Source organism: Oerskovia jenensis (genome assembly GCF_016907235.1).
Classification (GTDB): domain Bacteria; phylum Actinomycetota; class Actinomycetes; order Actinomycetales; family Cellulomonadaceae; genus Oerskovia; species Oerskovia jenensis.
In genome coordinates, this window is the sequence record NZ_JAFBBO010000001.1 from 862,367 (window position 1) to 878,320 (window position 15,954).

Sequence of the window (15,954 nt, forward strand, 5' to 3'; positions counted from 1 at the left end):
GTGGAGCTCAGAGGCCAGGGAACCAGAGGGCGATCTCGCGGGCCGCCGACTCCGGGGAGTCCGAGCCGTGCACGAGGTTCTGCTGGACCTTCAGGCCCCAGTCGCGACCCAGGTCGCCGCGGATGGTGCCGGGGGCGGCCGCGGTCGGGTCGGTCGTGCCGGCCAGGGAGCGGAAGCCCGGGACGACGCCCTGACCCTCGGCGACGACCGCGAGGATCGGGCCCGAGAGCATGAAGTCGACGAGGGGCGCGAAGAACGGCTTGCCCTCGTGCTCGGCGTAGTGCGCCGCGAGGAGCTCGGGGGTCGCGTCGAGGAGCGCGACGGCGGCCAGGGTGTATCCCTTGGCCTCGATACGGCGCAGGATCTCGCCCGACAGGCCGCGACGGACGCCGTCGGGCTTGACCAGGACGAGGGTGCGCTCGATGGTCTCGGAGAGCGCGTCGGCAACGACGGGGGCTGCAACATCAGTCATGCGCACGACCCTACCGGCCGCGCTCACATGTTCGGTGCGGTCTCCGGGTGCTCGGCGTCGTAGGCCGCCCGCTCGCGGTCGATCCGTCCGCCGAGTCGCAGCGACACGATCCACAGCACCACGAAGATCCCTCCGACCAGGAACATCAGGGGCACCGCGAAACCGCAGGCGATCACGGGGAGCTGCACGACCGAGCCCGCGACGTAGCCGCCCGGCCCGCCGACCATGCGGCTGAGCAGGATCAGCACGACCATGAGCGTGCCGCCCACGATCCAGATCGCGGGGCCCGAGGGCACCTGCAGCCGGTCCGGCCACGCGTAGGGCACGGTCCGCAGGCCGTACGCGACGAGGGTCGCGAACAGGACGAGGAAGGCCTCCAGCAGCAGCGTCGTCGACGTGAACTGGATCTTCGCGGACTTCTTGGCCTTGATGCGGGGCGCGCCCGCCGCGTCCTCGCCCGCGGGGGCGGGGGACGCGGCGGGCGGGGCCTGCGCTGCCGGCTTGTCCGCCGGTTCGATGGTGGAGCTCACGCCGATCAGTTTACCGGCGCGTCCTGCCGCGCGGGGCCGCCCGTCGGGTCGCTGTCGGGCGCGATGCTCACCCCGTCCGGCCCGACGGCGTCGCGCACCGGGGCGTCCTGCGCGCCCTCGACGAGCTCACCCTTCGGGTCGGCGATCGCCTCGCCACGAGCGACCATGCCGGCCTCGCCCGAGAGCTTGACCTCCTTGAGGAACAGCGCGAGCACGAAGCCCACGACGACGAGCGGGACCAGGTACCAGAACGCCGGGGCGAGCGCGTTCGTGAAGGCGTCGATCACGCCCGTCTTGACGGGCTCCGGGAGGGCCTGGACCGCGGCCGGGGTCAGGCTCGAGGCCTCTCCCCCACCCGTGGCCGCGCCGCCGGGGATGACCTCGGCGAGGTTGGCCGACAGCCGCGTCGTGAAGATCGTGCTGAACAGCGCCGTGCCCACCGCCGCACCGATCTCGCGGAAGAAGTTGTTCGCGCTCGTCGCGGTCCCGATCTCGTGGGGGTCCACGGAGTTCTGGACGGCCAGCACGATGGTCTGCATGACGAGCCCCATGCCGGCACCCATCACGAAGATCATGGCGCCGAACAGGACCATGGACATGTCGCCCGTGATCGTCGTGAGCCAGATGATGCCCGCGGTCGTGATCGCGAGGCCCACGACGGGGTAGATCTTGTAGCGACCCGTCTTGGTGATCGCGAACCCGGACCCGATCGCCGTGATCATGACACCGACCATCATGGGGAGCATGAGGAAGCCGGACTCGGTCACGCCCGCACCGGTCGACATCTGCAGGAACGTCGGCAGGAACGCCAGCGCGGAGAACATGCCCATGCCGAGCACGAGGCCGATGAGCGTCGCGATGGTGAACGTGCGGTTCTTGAACAGGTGCAGCGGCAGGAGGGGCTCCTCCGCACGCCGCTCGACCACGATGAACAGGGCGATCGACGCGAGGGTCGCCGCGACCATGCCCAGGAGCTTCGGGTCGGACCAGTCGTAGCCCCGGCTGGAGGTCAGCGACTCCCAGCTCGTGAGCAGGACGATCCCGGACGTGCCGACGACGAGGAAGAAGATGCCCGCGACGTCGATCTTGCGCCCCGAGCGGTGGCTCGGGAGCTTGAGCGTGAACCACGCGACGAGGAACGCCGCGATGCCGATCGGGACGTTGATCCAGAAGGCCCAGCGCCAGCCCGGCCCCTCGGTGAACCAGCCGCCGAGGAGCGGGCCGATCACGGCCGCGACACCGAACAGGGCGCCCATGGGGCCCATGTACTTGCCGCGGTCCTTGGCCGGGACGATGTCCGCGATGATGGCCTGCGACAGGATCATGAGGCCACCGCCACCGAGGCCCTGGACGGCGCGCCACGCGACGAGCTCGGGGAACGTCTGCGCGAAGCCCGCGCCCGCGGAGGCGATCGTGAACAGTCCGATCGCGACGAGGAACGGCCAGCGCCTGCCCCACAGGTCGCCGAACTTGCCGTACAGGGGCATGACGATCGCGATGGCCAGGATGTAGGCCGTGATGACCCAGCCCTGGTGCTCGACGCCGTGCAGCTCACCGACGATCGTGGGCATCGCGGTACCGACGATCGACTGGTCGAGCGAGGACAGGAACATGGAGGCCATGAGCGCGCCGAAGATCAACCAGACGGTGCGCTGCGTCAGCACGATGAGCGGCTTGCCGCTCTCGGCGGGTGACGCGCCGGCCCCGGTCGGCGCGGCCGACGTCGTGGAGCGGGAGGAGGACATGAGGAATCCGTTCAGGTCGGTGGTCGGGTCGTGCGGCACCGGCGGACGCGAGCCGCCGGGCGTGCCGGTGAGGGTGGGCCGAGGGTCAGCCGGGAGAGGGTTCGGGGCGCACGAGCGCGCGGAGCTGGGCGACGACGGAGCCCAGGTGGTCGACCGGCTCGCCCGTGCGGCCGAGCCGCTCCCACTCGAGCGTCGTGGTGCGCAGCAGCGCCATCACGACCATCGCGAGCAGCTCGGGCTCGGGGACGAACGGGTGGTCGGCCCGGCGGCGCTCGAAGACCTCGATGAGCCCTGTGCGCAGGTTCTCGACCCACCACATGTGGCGGGCGAGGAGCCTGTGCTCGCGCTCGACGAGCTTGATGGCCCGGTGCACGCGGTCCAGGGACATGACCTGGTGGGCCAGGAGGTCGGTGACCAGGGCCTGGAGGTCGTCGAGCAGGTCGCCCGTGGGGCCGCCCGCCACGAAGACCTGGACGGCCGCGGGTGAGGGCGAGAACTCCTCGACGCCGAGCACGGCGTCGTCCTTCGACGAGAAGTAGTTGAAGAACGTCCGCGTCGAGACGCCGATCGAGGTGCAGATGTCCTCGACCGTGACCTCGTCCAGCCCGCGTTCGAGCACGAGGGTCTGGGCAGCGTCGATCAGCGCCTCACGGCGTTCGCGCTTCTTGCGCTCGCGCAGCCCGCTGGGCGCGACCGAGGGTTCGACAATGTTCTGCACAGCACGCAACATTACACATCGTGCAACTTTGCAGGCAATGCAATCATCGGGTGACGTCGGTCACGAGCCCCGGGCCGGGACCACCGGGACGGCGGCGTCAGACCTCGCCGAAGCCCCCCTCGACCGCGGCGATCGCCGCGTCCCGTGCCTCGTCCGCCTGGGGTCCCTCGGCCGCGATCACGAGCTCACGCCCGCCCGTCGCGCCCAGCTTCATCATCTCGAGCACGCTCGCCGCGTTGACCCCGTTGATCGTGACCTTCGCGTCGTAGCCCGCGACGAGCCGGGCGAGGATCGCCGCCGGGCGGGCGTGCAGGCCGAGCGGGTTGCGCAGCGTGACCGCGCGCGGGGCGCCGGGCGAGTCGTCCTCGATGCCCGCGGCGCCCGCGAGCTGGTCGGCCGGTCCGGCGGCGGGGACGAACTCTCCCCCGGCTCCCTCCGACCCTCGGGCGCTCTGCGCGAACGTGCTCCCCGCGGCCTCGGCCGAGGCGAGCACCTCGGCGAGACTGCCTCCGCCGTGCGCCGTCACGGCAGCGGCGACCGCCCCCTCGACGAACGGTGCGTCCGCGAGGACGACCCGTCCCTCGAGAGAGTCGTCGAGCTCGATGACCGACTCGATCGTCATGACCGCCGACCCCAGGTCGGCGAGCACCACGACCCCGTCGGTGCCGACGAGCCCCTCGGTGACTGCGGTCGAGACCACGTCGTAGCTCGTCCCCAGGCTGCCGTCGTCCGTGCCGCCGGCAGGCAGGAGCAGCACGCCGGGAGCCATCTGCGCGGCGAGCTCGGCGGCCCCCTGCGCGAGCCGGGCCGAGTGGGACACGAGCACCAGGGCGATCCGGGCGCGGTCGCCGACCTGTGGGGTAGTCATCGGGCCATCATTCACCGGGAGCGGTGGCCGCCGCGACCGCAGCCCGCAGGATCACGACGGTCGACGTCGCGCCCGGGTCCTGGTGCCCGATGCTCCGTTCGCCCAGGTAGCTCGCCCGACCCTTGGTCGCGAGCAGGGGGACCGTCGCGAGGGCCCCGGCCTCGGCCGCGACGAGGGCCGCCTCGAGGACGCCCACGGGATCCGCACCGGAGTCCGCCGCGGCGACCGCGGCGTCGACCGCGGGCTGCCAGGCGTCGACCATGGTCTTCTCCCCCGGCGCGGCCTTGCCGCGCGCGGTGATGCCCTCGAGCGCCCCCTCGAGCAGCGCGACGACGGCCGGGGAGTCGAGCTCGGCCAGACCCGTGACCTTGGCCGCGCGCAGGAACGCGGTGCCGTACAGGGGCCCCGACGCACCGCCCACGGACGACATGAGGGTCGTGGCCACGAGCTTGAGCACGTCGCCGATCTGCGCGGGCTCGGTCTCCAGCCCGTCCAGCTTGGCGACGACCGCCTGGAACCCGCGGTTCAGGTTCTCGCCGTGGTCACCGTCGCCGATCTGACGGTCCAGCTCGGTGAGCTCGTCCCGCGACGCGACGATCATCGCCGCCGCCTCTCGCATCCAGCGCACAGCCCACGCAACGTCCAGCGTCATCAATCGCCCTTTCACTACTGGCCCGGGGGGTTCGTGAGAACCGCCCGCGGGGCGCCGTCCCCCGGCTCTCGGGGTCGGCCGGAGTCACCACCGCAGAGCGGCGGTGTGCACGGGCGCGTCCCAGAGCGCGGTCAGCTCGTCGTCCAGCCGGAGCACGGTGACCGAGGCCCCCTGCATCTCCAGCGAGGTGACGTAGTTGCCCACGAGCGAGCGGGTGACCGCCACGCCGCGCGCCTCGAGCAGCCTCCGTGCCTGACGATAGACGACGTAGAGCTCGGACTGGGGCGTACCACCCATACCGTTAACGAACAGCAACACTCGCTCACCGCCTGCGAGCCGCAGGTCCTCGGCCACGGCGTCGACGAGCATGCCCGTGATCTCGTCCGCGGAGGCCAGCGGGATGCGGTGCCTGCCCGGCTCCCCGTGGATCCCGATGCCGATCTCGATCTCGTCGTCGCCGAGGTCGAAGCTGGGCTTGCCCACGTGCGGCACGGTGCAGGCGCTCAGCGCGACCCCCATGGACCGGACGTTCGCGACGACCCGCCCCGCGATCTCGGTGACCTTACCCAGGTCGTCCCCACGGTCCGCGGCGGCCCCGGCGATCTTCTCGACCGCGACGGTCCCCGCCACGCCACGGCGGCCCGCGGTGTAGAGCGAGTCCTCGACCGCGACGTCGTCGTTGACGAGGATGCTCGCAGCCTGCGTGCCCTCGGCCTCGACGAGCTCGAGCGCGGTCTCGAAGTTGAGCACGTCGCCCGTGTAGTTCTTGACGATCGCGAGGACCCCCGCACCCGAGTCCGCCCCGAGGATCGCGGGCACGATCTGGTCCGGCGTCGGCGAGGTGAACACCGCGCCGGGCACGGCGGCGTCGAGCATCCCCGCGCCCACGAAGCCCGCGTGCAGGGGCTCGTGCCCCGCGCCGCCCCCGCTGACGAGCCCGACCTTGCCCGGCACGGCACCGCCGACGCGCGAGACGTACAACGGCGCGCGGTGGACCTCGACCAGGTCCGCGTGAGCCAGCTCGAACCCGTCGAGCGACTCCGTCACCGCGTCCTGCGGGTCGTTGAGCAGCTTCTTCATGGCGCATCCCTCCGTCGGACTGCTGCGGCGCGAGGCGGCCGCGTGCACTGCTCGCGCACCGGTGCCGCGTGCCCCGGTGCCCGTCCCCCCATCAAACACCCCTGCGCGGCGCACGGCACGCAGGGAGCGGGCCCGTGGCAGGAGGTGGGCCGGCCGTCGCGAGGGGCCCGCCCGACGGCGCAGGGCGCCCCTCGATCGGGGGGCGCCCTGTGCCGTGGTCACGCGAGAGGGGTGGTCAGCCGCGCCCGAGCAGGATCCGGACGTCGGCCGCGGTGATCACGGAGCCGGTGACCAGGACCCCGGTCCCGACCCCCACCCCGACCGAGTCGTCGCGCTCGGCCAGGTCGACCGCGATCGCGAGCGCCTCGTCGAGGCGCTCCGCGGTGTGGACCCGGTCCTCTCCGAAGACCTCGACCGCGATCTCGGCGAGCTCGGCCGGGTCGGCCGAGCGCTCGGCCGAGTTGCGCGTCACGACGATCTCGGCGAGCACGGGCTCGAGCACCGAGAGGATCTGCTCGGAGTCCTTGTCCCCCATGATCGCGACGACCCCGATGAGGTGCTCGAACTCGAACGCCTCGTCGAGGGCGGCCACGAGCGCCTCGGCGCCCGCCGGGTTGTGCGCCGCGTCGACGATCACGGTCGGGCTCGAGCGCAGGACCTCGAGACGTCCGGGAGAGGACACGTCGCCGAACGCGGCCTCGACCACGCCGCCGTCCAGCGCGCGGCCGCCCGAGAGCAGCGCCTCGGTCGCCGAGAGCGCGAGCAGGGCGTTGTGCGCCTGGTGCTCGCCGATCATGGGCAGGAAGATCTGCGTGTACAGGCCCGCGGGCGTGCGCAGGTCGACGACCTGACCGCCGACCGCGGGCGTGCGGCCGGCGATCGCGATGTCATGGCCCTCGCGCAGGACGCGCGCGTCCTTGGCCGCGGCGGCCTCGATCACGATCGCCTCGGCCACGTCGCTCTGCTCGGCGAGCACCACGACGGCGCCCTCCTTGACGATGCCGGCCTTCTCGGTCGCGATCTCCTCGATCGTGTGGCCGAGCCAGCGCGTGTGGTCGATCGAGATGGGCGTCACGATCGCGACGTCACCGTCCACGACGTTGGTCGAGTCCCAGCTGCCGCCCATGCCGACCTCGACGATCGCGACGTCCACGGGGGCGTCGGCGAACGCCGCGAAGGCCATGACGGTGAGCACCTCGAAGAAGCTCAGGCGGGGTCCGCCTGCCTCCTGGGACTCGCGGTCCGCCACGCCGATGTACGGCGCGACGTCCTCCCAGATCTCGACGAAGCGCGCGGGGCTCACGGGCTCCCCGTCGATCGCGATGCGCTCGGTGACCGAGGTCAGGTGCGGGCTCGTGAAGCGTCCCGTGCGCAGGCCGTGCTCGCGCACGAGCCGCTCGACCATGCGCGACGTCGACGTCTTGCCGTTGGTCCCCGTGATGTGGACCGTGCGGTACGCCTTCTGCGGGTCGCCCAGCAGCTCGAGGACCCGCTGCACGCGGTCGAGCGTCGGGTCGATGTCGTGCTCGGGGGCCCGATCCATGATGTGTGCGTACACCGTGGCCAGGTCCTCCAGGGCAGCGGCCTCCTCGGCCGTGCGCTGGTGGGACGCCCCGCCGGGGCGCTTGGCGTCCTTGTCGCCGGGCCGCTCGCCGGCACCCCGGCCCACGCGGATGCCGCTCATCGTGCTGCTCCCGTCGTCTCGGTCGTGCCGGCAGCGGCCTTCGCGACGAGCACGCTGCGCTCGTCGGTGGGCGACAGGTCGACCGTGACGCTCACGGCGAGGGTCTCGCCCGCGATGAGCTCGCGGTGGTCCTCGACCGCGCCCTGCCAGGGCCCGGGCACCGAGAGCGACAGGTCGATCCGGTCGGAGACCTCGAGGCCGGCGGCCTTGCGGGCGTCCTGGACCTCGCGCACGATGTCGCGCGCGTAGCCCTCGGCCAGCAGCGCGTCGTCGAGCTCGAGGTCGAGGACCACGAACCCGCCCGCGGGCAGCACGGCAGCGGCGATCGAGGGCGCTGTCGGGTCGACCACGTCCTGGCCCTGGTCGGCGAGCACCACGGTCGTGAGCTCGTACTCCGAGCCGAGCAGCGGCACGCCGCCGTCGGGCGTCTGCACGACGACGAACCCGTCGTCGCCCACGCGCCACGCCCCGGCCTTGGCGGCCTTGATGACGGCCTGGACCCCACGGCCCAGACGCGGCCCGGCGGCCCGCGCGTTGACCGTGAGCTTCTGCGAGACGCCGAACTCGTCGGCCGCGCCGGACTCCAGGTCGAGGAAGCGCACGGCCTTGACGTTGAGCTCGCGGGCGAGCAGGTCGGCGTAGGGCTCGAGCGCGGCCGGGTCCTCGGTCACGACCGTCAGCGTGCTCAGCGGCTGACGCACGCGCAGCGAGTGCGCCTTGCGCAGACCCAGCGAGAGCGAGGCGACCGAACGGACCAGGTCCATCGACTCGACGAGCGCGGCATCCGCGACCAGGACGCCCGCGAGCGAGTCGGGCACCCCGACCACGACGCTCGGCCAGTCGGTCAGGTGCACGCTGCGCCCGCCCGTGAGCCCGCGCCAGACCTCCTCGGCGAGCAGGGGCGCGAGCGGCGCCATGACGCGCGTGAGGACCTCGAGGGCCGTCCACAACGTGTCGAACGCGTCCGCGTCCTCGTCCCAGAAGCGGTCACGCTGCGTCCGGACGTACCAGTTGGTCAGCAGGTCGAGGTGCTCACGGACCGTCTCGCACGCGCCGGCGATGTCGTACGCGTCGAGCTGGACCGTCACGGTCTCGACCAGGTCGTGCGTGCGGGCCAGCAGGTAGCGGTCGAGGGGCGGGAGGTCCGCGACGCGCTCGGGGGCCACCCGCTGCGCGGTGTACCCCGCGCCGCCGTTCGCGTTGTTCGAGTAGAGCGTGAAGAAGTAGTAGGTGCTCCACAGCGGCAGCAGCACCTGGCGCACCGAGTCGCGGATGCCCTCCTCGGTCACGATGAGGTTCCCGCCGCGCAGGATGGGCGAGCTCATGAGGAACCAGCGCATCGCGTCGGAGCCGTCGCGGTCCAGGACCTCGGACACGTCGGGGTAGTTGCGCAGCGACTTGCTCATCTTGCGCCCGTCGGAGCCGAGCACGATCCCGTGCGAGACGGCCGAGCGGAACGCCGGGCGGTCGAACAGTGCCGTCGCGAGGACGTGCAGCGTGTAGAACCAGCCGCGGGTCTGGCCGATGTACTCGACGATGAAGTCGCCCGGGTAGTGGTGCTCGAACCAGTCGGCGTTCTCGAACGGGTAGTGCACCTGCGCGAACGGCATCGAGCCCGAGTCGAACCACACGTCCAGGACGTCGGGGATGCGGCGCATGACGGACTTCCCGGTGGGGTCGTCCGGGTTGGGGCGCGTCAGGTCGTCGATGAAGGGGCGGTGCAGGTCGGTGACGGGCACGCCGAAGTCCGCCTCGAGCTCGGCGATCGAGCCGTAGACGTCGATGCGCGGGTAGTTCGCGTCGTCCGAGACCCACACGGGGATGGGCGTGCCCCAGTAGCGGTTGCGCGAGATCGACCAGTCGCGTGCGCCGGCGAGCCACTTGCCGAACTGGCCGTCGCGGATGTGCTCGGGCGTCCAGGTGATGTCCTGGTTGAGCTCGACCATGCGGTCGCGGAACTCGGTCACGCGCACGAACCAGCTCGAGACCGCCTTGTAGATCAGGGGGTTCCGGCAGCGCCAGCAGTGCGGGTAGGAGTGCTGGTAGGTCTCGTGGCGCAGCACCACGGCACGCGAGGCCGCGTCGACGCGTGCGAGCGGGCCGGTGCCCTCCTTGAGGTCCTTGATGACCTTGGGGTTGGCGTCGAAGACCTGCTCGCCCGCGTAGTCGGGGACCGCGTTGGTGAAGCGTCCGCGGGCGTCGACGGGCACGACGGGCACGATGCCCGCGGCGTCGCACACGGCCATGTCGTCCTCACCGAAGGCCGGAGCCAGGTGGACGACACCCGTGCCGTCCTCGGTCGTGACGAAGTCGGCCACGAGCACCTGGTGCGCGTTCGGCCAGCCCTCGGCCGACCGGTCCGTGAAGTAGTCGAAGGCCGGGGTGTAGCGCAGGCCCGCGAGGTCGGCGCCCTTGACGGTCGCCAGGACCTCGGCGTCCTCCCCGAGCTCCTTGGCGTAGGCGCCCAGGCGGGCGGCCGCGAGCACGACCTTGTCCCCCGCCACCGCGGAGTCGGCACCCGGGCGCACCACGACGTAGTCGACGTCCGGCCCGACGGCGACCGCCAGGTTCGAGGGCAGCGTCCAGGGGGTCGTGGTCCACACGAGGACGAGCGCGCCGGCGGCGGGAGCGGCGGCGCCGTCCACGGCGTCGCCCGAGAGGCGGAACCCGACCGTGAGGGCCGGGTCCTGGCGCGACTGGTACACGTCGTCGTCCATGCGCAGCTCGTGGTTCGACAGCGGCGTCTCGTCACGCCAGCAGTACGGCAGCACGCGGTAGCCCTCGTACGCGAGACCCTTGTCGTACAGACGCTTGAACGCCCAGATGACCGACTCCATGAACGTGATGTCGAGCGTCTTGTAGTCGTTCTCGAAGTCGACCCAGCGCGCCTGGCGCGTCACGTAGTCCTTCCACTCGTCCGTGTACTTGAGCACGGACTCGCGGCACGCCTCGTTGAACGCGGCGATGCCCATGGCCTCGATCTGCGACTTGTCGGTGATGCCCAGCACGCGCTCGGCCTCGAGCTCGGCGGGCAGGCCGTGCGTGTCCCAGCCGAAGCGGCGCTCGACGCGCTTGCCCCGCATGGTCATGTAGCGCGGCACCACGTCCTTGGCGTAGCCCGTCAGGAGGTGGCCGTAGTGCGGCAGACCGTTCGCGAACGGGGGACCGTCGTAGAAGACGAACTCGTTGTCGCCGTCCTGGCCCGCCTCGCGGCGCTCGACCGACGCGATGAACGTGTCGTCCTTCGACCAGTACGAGAGCACGCCGCGCTCGAGCGCGGGCAGGTTCGGGCTGGCGGGGATCTGGTGGCCCTGACCGTCAGGGGCGGTGTCGTCGGTGCGGTGCAGAGGGTAGGCCATGGCTCAGTGGCTCCATCGTGAGTGGCAGGCGGTGGTCCGGGACGTGCTCGTGCGAGGACGACCACCCTTCCCTGGTTCCCGAGGGAGAAGGCGAGCCGCGGTACCACCCCGCTTGCCGTCGTCGGGCGCCGTGGGCACCCGAGCGGCGACCGCTCGACACGGCTGTGACGGGCCTACCCGTCCGGTTCTACTGGGGCCCCGCGCTGCGGGACCTGTTCTTCCGGAGGCTCGCCGGTGATGGCCGGGTCGATGCCTGTGGCCCCATGATAACGCGCCGCTCCCGCGTGCGCGCCGAGGCCGGTCGGCCCACGGACGGGCGGGTCCCGGCGTCGCGCGGCGCCGGGACCCACCCCTCGTCAGGCCGGGCTCAGGCGCTCGTGCCGTTCGCCGTCGCCAGGAGCTGGTCGACCTGCTCGGGGCCGAAGGCGTCCCCCGCGATCATGCCGATGCGCCCGATCGGGAACGACCCCATCATCTTGGCCATGTCGACGCCCTCGGGCATGATCGACGCCGCGCCCTCCATGGCCGAGGCCATCTGCGCCATGGCCGCCTGCACGACCGGCCCCGCGACCGGGTGCGCGAACACCTCGGCGAGCGAGGACTCGCGCGTGAGCGGCATGACGAGCGGGTCGCCCTCGACCTCGACGGTCGTGGACGAGCGCACGTCACGCGACGACGCGGCCACGTCCACCGTGTACCCGCCGCCCTCGACGACCCAGCGGTCGGCGCGGACGTGCCAGTACGCGAGGTCCGCCCGACGGACCGTGAGGACGACCTCGCGGCTCTCACCCGGCTCGAGCGCGACGAGCGCGAACGCCTTGAGCTCTCGCTCGGGGCGCTGCACGGCCGTCGAGGCCAGCCCCGTGTAGACCTGCACGACCTCGCGGCCCGCCCGCTCCCCCGTGTTCGTGACCGTGACGCGCACCTCGAGGTCACCGTCCGCGCCCACGGTCGCCGCGGCGTCCCCGTACGCGAACGTCGTGTAGGACAGGCCGTGCCCGAACGGGAAGGTCACGTCGATCTTGCGCGCGTCGTACCACCGGTAGCCGACGAACAGACCCTCGCCGTAGCGGACGTGACCGTCCTCGCCGGGGAAGTTGAGGAAGGCCGGGCTGTCCTCCAGGCGTACCGGGATCGTCTCGGTGAGCTTGGCCGACGGGTTCACGTCGCCGTAGAGCACGTCGGCGATCGCGCCGCCGCCGGCCTGGCCGAGCAGCCAGCCCTCGAGGATCGCCGAGACGTCGTCCGCGAACGGGAGCGCGACGACGCTGCCGTTGGACAGGACGACCACGGTGTCGGGGTTGACCTCGAGCACGGCGTCGAGGAGCTCGAGCTGCACGGCAGGCAGGTCGATGTGCTCGCGGTCGTAGCCCTCGGACTCGGCGGCGGCCGGCAGACCGAGGAAGACCACGGCGACGTCGTGCTCCGCCGCGAGGGCGACGGCCTCGGCCCGCAGCGCGGCCGCGTCCCCCGAGCCGTCGAGCGTGAAGCCCTGCGCCCGGGAGACGAGGTCCTCCCCGGCCTTGCCCACGATCTCGTGCGCGACCGAGTCGATCCGGGTCGGGTTGATCATCGAGGACCCGGCCCCCTGGTACCGGGGCTGGTCGACGAAGGCCCCGATGAGGGCCACCGAGCGCTCCGACCGGAGCGGGAGCAGCCCGCCGTCGTTCTTCAGGAGCACGATCGACCGGCCGGCCACCTCGCGCGCGAGGGCGTGGTGCGCGTCGACGTCGAGGGGACCGGCGACGCGCGGCGTGCCCTGCCAGCGCGTCGCGAGGCGAGCGACCCGCGCGGCCGAGGCGTCCACGACGCTCTCGGCGAGCGCGCCGTCGCGCACCGCGGCCACGATCTGCGCGTCGGTCACGCCGCCCGAGGACGGCATCTCCAGGTCCAGGCCCGCCGCGAGCGCCGAGACCCGGTCGTTGACCGCGCCCCAGTCCGAGACGACGAGCCCCTCGAAGCCCCACTCCTCGCGCAGCACGCGGGTGAGCAGGAACGGGTCCTCGGACGCGAAGACGCCGTTGACCCGGTTGTAGGAGCACATCACGGTGTACGGCTGGGCGTCCTCGACGACCCGCTGGAAGCCGCGCAGGTAGATCTCGCGCAGGGGGCGCGGGTCGACGTCGCTCGAGGCCCGCATCCGGTCGTGCTCCTGGTTGTTGGCCGCGAAGTGCTTGAGCGACGTCCCGACGCCCGTCGACTGCGTGCCACGCACCAGCGCGGCCGCCATGGTCCCGGACACGATCGGGTCCTCCGAGAAGTACTCGAAGTTGCGGCCGCACAGCGGCGAGCGCTTGATGTTCACGCCCGGGCCGAGGATGACGGCGACGTCCTCGATCGAGGACTCGACACCCAGGGCCTGACCCACGCGGCGCGCAAGGTCGGTGTCCCACGACGAACCGAGTCCGACGGCCGGGGGGAAGCAGGTCGCCGGGACGCTGTCGCCGATGCCGAGGTGGTCGGCACTGCCACGCTGCTTGCGCAGACCGTGCGGGCCGTCGGTGAGCATCACGGCGGGGATGCCGGCGCGCTCGACCCCCTTGGTCCACCAGAAGCTCGCACCGCTGGTCAGCGACGCCTTCTCCTCGAGCGTCAGGTCGGCGACGGTGGTCGCGCCGTCCTCGATGGTGGTGTCGGTCATGTCCTGTCCTTCTCTCTCGTTCGTCGTTCAGGCTGGGGAGGTCTGGTGGCGGGCGCCGAGGTGGCAGAACCACACGGGCCGCCCGTGGTCACGCTGGAGCAGGGGCCAGAACGCCCACCACACGAGGAGCGCCCCGGCGATTCCCGCGACGAGCCCGAAGACCGTGTCGGAGAGCCAGTGCGCGTTGATGAGGGTGCGCTGCCACACCATGCCCAGCAGCACCAGCCCACCGACGCACCACCAGAGCGTCCGGGCGGTGCGGCGTGCTGCCGGGATCAGGGCCGCAATGCCGACGACGAGCGCGCCCGCCATGACGGCGTGCCCCGAGGGGAACGAGCCGTGGTCGACCCGGAAGAGCGGTCCGAACAGGCCGAGCGTCTCGTCCACGGCGGGACGCGGACGGTCGACCAGGTTCTTCATGCCCTGCGAGAGCAACCCCGGTCCGACCAGGGTCACCGTGAGGAAGAAGAGCGCCGAGCGCCAGCGGCCGACGAACGCGAGGACCCCGGGAATCAGGACCATGCCCACGAGCGCCCCGGGCCCCTCGCCGAGGTGCTGGAAGAACATGGGGAGCGCCGACGGGTACAGGTCGCTGTCGGGCCCGACCCCGACGAGCCCGCGCCACCAGTCGTCGAGCGGCTGCGTGAGGGGCGCCGCGGAGTCCTGCGCGACGAGCAGGCCCATGAGCGCGAAGACCGAGACGAGCCCCACGGACCACCACAGCATCGCCCTCGGGCGCTCGGGTCGGGGCGCCCGGACGTCCGTCTGCTGCGGCTGTGCGACCTCGGCCGTCATCACCGCACCGCCTTGATGGGCCAGACCGCGCAGGCACCGAGGATGCTCAGGACGATCCCCACCGGGAACAGCGCGATGTAGCCCCCGAAGCTCAGGATGATCAGGCCCGCGAACGCGGGGGCGAGCGTCTGCGGCAGGGTCGCGGCGATGTTGACGACACCGAGGTCCTTCGCGAACGACTTCGCGGACGGCAGCACCTCGCTCATGAGCGCCGTGTCGACGGCCTGGAACATCCCGAAGCCGAGGCCCGAGACGAACGTGAAGATCGCCCAGCCCGCGAAGCTCGGCAGGGCCATCGGGATCAGGAGGGCCAGCCCGACGAGGGCCGAGGACAGGAACACGAAGACCTTCCGGCGCTGGAACCGGTCGGAGAGCGGCCCCGAGACGAGCGTCGCGAGCAGTACTCCCGCGAGGCTGATGAGGCTGAACAGCGGCACCGCGGCGACCGCCCCGGCCTGACCGAGACCGATGTAGTCCTGGAGGATGAAGAGCTGGTACCCGGTCACGGCGAAGTACCCGGTGTAGAGCAGCAGGCGCCCGGTGAAGGCCCAGAAGAAGTCGGGGTGCTTGCGGGGGCTGACCCAGAAGGTGCGCAGGAACTCGCCCACGCTGAACGGCTCCTTGACCAGGTCCTTGCTGGAGTGGTCCGGGTTGAAGACGACGAACAGCGTCAGCACGAGGAGCGTGAAGCCCCCGAACACGAGGTAGCCGAGCTGGATCGAGCTCGCGAACTGCGCCCCGACGACCGATCCACCGAGCGCACCGAGCATGAGCCCGAGCCCGGACAGCGCGGCGAACGTTCCGCGCAGGGCGCGCGGGACGCGGTCCGGCATGATCGCGCTGAGCGGTCCCTGCGCGAAGTTGTAGGCGACCTGGACGATCACCCAGCCGATGACGATGCCCACGAGGCTGTTCGCGAAGCCCATGGCCAGCAGGCCCAGCCCGCCGACGAGGGCGCCCAGCACGAGCCACGGCGCGCGACGGCCGAACCGGCTGCGCGTGCGGTCCGAGATCTGGCCCGCGATCGGCTGGGCGAGCAGCGCGGCCAGGGCGCCGAACGTGCCGACGACGGCCAGGTTGCCGACCTTGTCGGCCTCACCGAGCGTCTGCACCTGGAGGGGCATCAGCAGTCCCCCGACGGCTCCCCAGATCATGAAGACCGAGAAGTTGGCGGGGACGATCCAGCCGAGCAGGCGCTTGGGGGTGCCGGTGACGAGCGGGGGCGGGTCGTCCTGGCCGGACGCCTCCTCGATGAAGTCCTCGGCGTCGGCGAAGACGTCGGTCGGTGGTGCCGGTGCTGGGGCTACGGAATCTGACGGCTGTGTCATGGCGGATCCTTCGTCGGACAGGCGCTCATCCTTGAGCGTCGCCAAAACAGTATGGCACTCGGTATTGAAGTGCAAGGGTCTC

The 15,954-nt window shown here is 71.8% G+C and carries 12 protein-coding genes; all 12 read right to left on the minus strand.

The window, feature by feature from the left end:
* Positions 1-7: 7 nt before the first annotated feature.
* The gene (gene ndk / locus JOD49_RS03910) at positions 8-472 is read right to left on the minus strand and encodes a nucleoside-diphosphate kinase (protein WP_205306054.1); all 465 of its coding nucleotides are present in this window, start codon (positions 470-472) and stop codon (positions 8-10) included.
* A gap of 23 nt (positions 473-495) precedes the next feature.
* On the minus strand, positions 496-1,002 hold the full coding sequence (locus JOD49_RS03915) for a DUF4233 domain-containing protein (protein ID WP_307822369.1): 507 nt from the start codon (positions 1,000-1,002) through the stop codon (positions 496-498).
* 5 nt (positions 1,003-1,007) lie between these two features.
* A complete protein-coding gene (locus tag JOD49_RS03920) occupies positions 1,008-2,747 on the minus strand; it encodes an MDR family MFS transporter (RefSeq protein WP_205306055.1) in 1,740 nt (579 codons plus the stop codon).
* Positions 2,748-2,832: 85 nt separating this feature from the next.
* The gene (locus tag JOD49_RS03925) at positions 2,833-3,465 is read right to left on the minus strand and encodes a TetR/AcrR family transcriptional regulator (RefSeq protein WP_307822370.1); all 633 of its coding nucleotides are present in this window, start codon (positions 3,463-3,465) and stop codon (positions 2,833-2,835) included.
* Positions 3,466-3,562: 97 nt separating this feature from the next.
* Entirely contained in the window at positions 3,563-4,333 is a 771-nt protein-coding gene (gene dhaM, locus JOD49_RS03930; RefSeq protein ID WP_205306057.1) for a dihydroxyacetone kinase phosphoryl donor subunit DhaM, read from the minus strand.
* Positions 4,334-4,340: 7 nt separating this feature from the next.
* Positions 4,341-4,985, minus strand: coding sequence for a dihydroxyacetone kinase subunit DhaL (gene dhaL / locus JOD49_RS03935; RefSeq protein WP_205306058.1), 645 nt, complete (start codon positions 4,983-4,985; stop codon positions 4,341-4,343).
* Positions 4,986-5,069: 84 nt separating this feature from the next.
* Positions 5,070-6,065: a dihydroxyacetone kinase subunit DhaK gene (dhaK, locus tag JOD49_RS03940; protein WP_205306059.1), complete on the minus strand. Its 996-nt coding sequence runs from the start codon at positions 6,063-6,065 to the stop codon at positions 5,070-5,072.
* Between the two features lie 235 nt (positions 6,066-6,300).
* Complete coding sequence (locus tag JOD49_RS03945) at positions 6,301-7,749, minus strand: bifunctional folylpolyglutamate synthase/dihydrofolate synthase (protein ID WP_205306060.1); 1,449 nt, start codon at positions 7,747-7,749, stop codon at positions 6,301-6,303.
* Positions 7,746-11,108, minus strand: coding sequence for an isoleucine--tRNA ligase (ileS, locus tag JOD49_RS03950; protein ID WP_205306061.1), 3,363 nt, complete (start codon positions 11,106-11,108; stop codon positions 7,746-7,748). Before ileS ends, JOD49_RS03945 begins: the two co-directional genes overlap by 4 nt.
* 367 nt (positions 11,109-11,475) lie before the next feature.
* Complete coding sequence (locus tag JOD49_RS03955) at positions 11,476-13,749, minus strand: glycoside hydrolase family 3 C-terminal domain-containing protein (RefSeq protein ID WP_205306062.1); 2,274 nt, start codon at positions 13,747-13,749, stop codon at positions 11,476-11,478.
* A gap of 27 nt (positions 13,750-13,776) precedes the next feature.
* On the minus strand, positions 13,777-14,544 hold the full coding sequence (locus JOD49_RS03960) for a phosphatase PAP2 family protein (protein ID WP_205306063.1): 768 nt from the start codon (positions 14,542-14,544) through the stop codon (positions 13,777-13,779).
* Positions 14,544-15,872 carry an MFS transporter gene (locus tag JOD49_RS03965; RefSeq protein ID WP_205306064.1) on the minus strand — a complete coding sequence of 443 codons (1,329 nt, stop codon included), beginning with the start codon at positions 15,870-15,872 and terminating at the stop codon, positions 14,544-14,546. The genes JOD49_RS03960 and JOD49_RS03965 overlap by 1 nt, the downstream gene beginning before the upstream one ends.
* Positions 15,873-15,954 lie beyond the last annotated feature (82 nt).